Consider the following 2,090-nt stretch of genomic DNA (forward strand, 5'->3'; position numbering starts at 1 on the left):
TTCGCCGGGACGTCGGGGACGGAGCCGGCGGCCGGGGAGGACGAGACGTGGCCGAACCTGGCGCCGGTGCGCCCGGTACGGGTGGGTGAGGGAGGTGGGACGAATGCTGTTACGGGAAGCCCATGACGCAAGCCCGGAGACGGCAGCGGGCAAACGGCAGGGGTGCCGATACCCAAGGCGGTTGGTGTTGTCTATCGTCTCCCAGTGCGAACAATCGTGATGCCTGTCCGCGAAGCGGAGGGCTTGTTGTGGTGACGCGGCGGTGGCCGCGTCTTCGGCATCCTGCGCAGGTGGTCGTGGCCGGCTTCGCCTCAGCGATCGCGGCCGGAACCGGTCTGCTGATGCTGCCGGCGGCCAAGGCAGGGCCGGGCGGTGCCAGCGCGCTGGAGGCGCTGTTCACCTCCACCTCCGCGGTGTGCGTGACGGGTCTGGTCGTGGTGGACACCCCCGGCTACTGGAGCGGCTTCGGGCAGGCGGTGATCCTGGCGCTCATCCAGGTGGGCGGCTTCGGCATCATGACCTTCGCCTCCCTTCTGGTCCTACTGGTCTCCCACCGCATGGGCCTGAAGGCCCGCCTGACAGCTGCGGCGGAGACCAAGACCCTGGGCCTGGGCGATATCCGCGCGGTCGTGACAGGCGTGGTCAAGGTCAGCCTCCTACTGGAAGCGGCCACCGCGCTGGTGCTGGCCCTGCGGTTCGCCACCGCCTATGACGAGCCCTGGCCGCAGGCTGTGTGGCTAGGCGTCTTCCACGCCGTCTCGGCGTTCAACAACGCCGGATTCGCCCTGTACTCCGACAGCCTGATGGGTTTCGTCACCGACCCGTGGATCTGCCTGCCCATCGCCCTGGCGGTCATCGCCGGCGGACTGGGCTTCCCCGTCCTTTTCGAGCTGCGCCGCCGGTTCCGCAAGCCGCGCGGTTGGTCCCTGCACACCAAGATCGTGCTGTGGGCCTCCGGCGTCTTCCTGGTCGGCGGCAGCGCCTTCATCACCGCGATCGAATGGTCCAACCCAGCTACCCTGGGCACCCTGGACGTGCCCGGGAAACTGCTGGCCGGCTTCTTCCAGGGCGTCATGCCTCGCACCGCCGGGTTCAACAGCATCGACGTCTCGCAGATGAACCCCGCGAGCTGGTTGGGCATGGACGTGCTGATGTTCATCGGCGGTGCCAGCGCCGGCACCGCCGGCGGCATCAAGGTCACCACCTTCGCCGTGCTGTTCTTCGTCATATACGCAGAGATCCGCGGCGAGGGCGCGGTGAACATCTTCCATCGTCGCCTGCACGGAGATCTCCAGCGCCAGGCGCTGACCGTGGTCCTCCTGTCCGTGGCCGCCGTAGCCGCCTCCACCGTGGCCTTCATGGTCTTCTCCGACCAGAGCCTGGACCAGTCGCTGTTCGAGGTCACCTCGGCGTTCGCCACCGTCGGGCTGTCCACCGGTATCACCGCCGACCTGTCCCCCGGCTTGCAGCTGCTGCTGATCGCGTTGATGTTCATCGGCCGGCTCGGCCCCATCACCGTCGGCTCCGCGCTCGCCCTGCGCACCCGCGTCCGCCTGTACGACCTTCCCGAGGAGCGACCCGTCATTGGCTAGGAAGAGCACCCCCAAGAAGCGGCGCGCGGAGGGCTCCGTCGTCGTCATCGGCATGGGCCGCTTCGGCCGTGCCCTGGCCCTGGAACTCGTCGACGAGGACACCGAAGTGCTCGGCATCGACGAGAACGCCGAAGTCGTCCAAGCCCTCTCCGGCTCCCTCACCCACACCGTGCGGGCCGACTCCACCAAGGAAGACGCCCTGCGCCAACTGGGCGTCCACGAATTCGACCGGGCCGTCGTCGCCATCGGCACCGACCTGGAGGCCAGCATCCTCACCGCCTCGCTGCTGATCTCCTTCGGCATCCAGGACGTGTGGGCCAAAGCCACCAGCGAAGCCCACGGCCGCATCCTTACCCAGCTCGGCGTCCACCACGTCGTCTACCCCGAACACGACATGGGCCAGCGCGTCGCCCACCTCGTACGCGGTCGGATGCTCGACTACATCGCCGAGCGCGTCGGCGGCGCCCTGCCCGGTCAGCCGGCACCTCACCAAGCTGA

2 protein-coding genes are annotated in these 2,090 nt (G+C 68.5%); both read left to right on the forward strand.

Annotated features, from left to right (window positions below; all coding sequences use genetic code 11):
* The first annotated feature begins 251 nt into the window (after positions 1–251).
* The gene (locus ABZ281_RS29040; RefSeq protein WP_356660181.1) at positions 252–1,592 is read left to right on the forward strand and encodes a potassium transporter TrkG; all 1,341 of its coding nucleotides are present in this window, start codon (positions 252–254) and stop codon (positions 1,590–1,592) included.
* Positions 1,585–2,090, forward strand: a 506-nt coding sequence (locus ABZ281_RS29045; RefSeq protein ID WP_356660183.1) for a TrkA family potassium uptake protein, incomplete at its 3' end; no start/stop codon positions are given. The genes ABZ281_RS29040 and ABZ281_RS29045, both read left to right, overlap by 8 nt.

Origin of the sequence: Streptomyces sp. NPDC006265, assembly GCF_040613555.1 — a bacterium.
Taxonomy (GTDB): domain Bacteria; phylum Actinomycetota; class Actinomycetes; order Streptomycetales; family Streptomycetaceae; genus Streptomyces.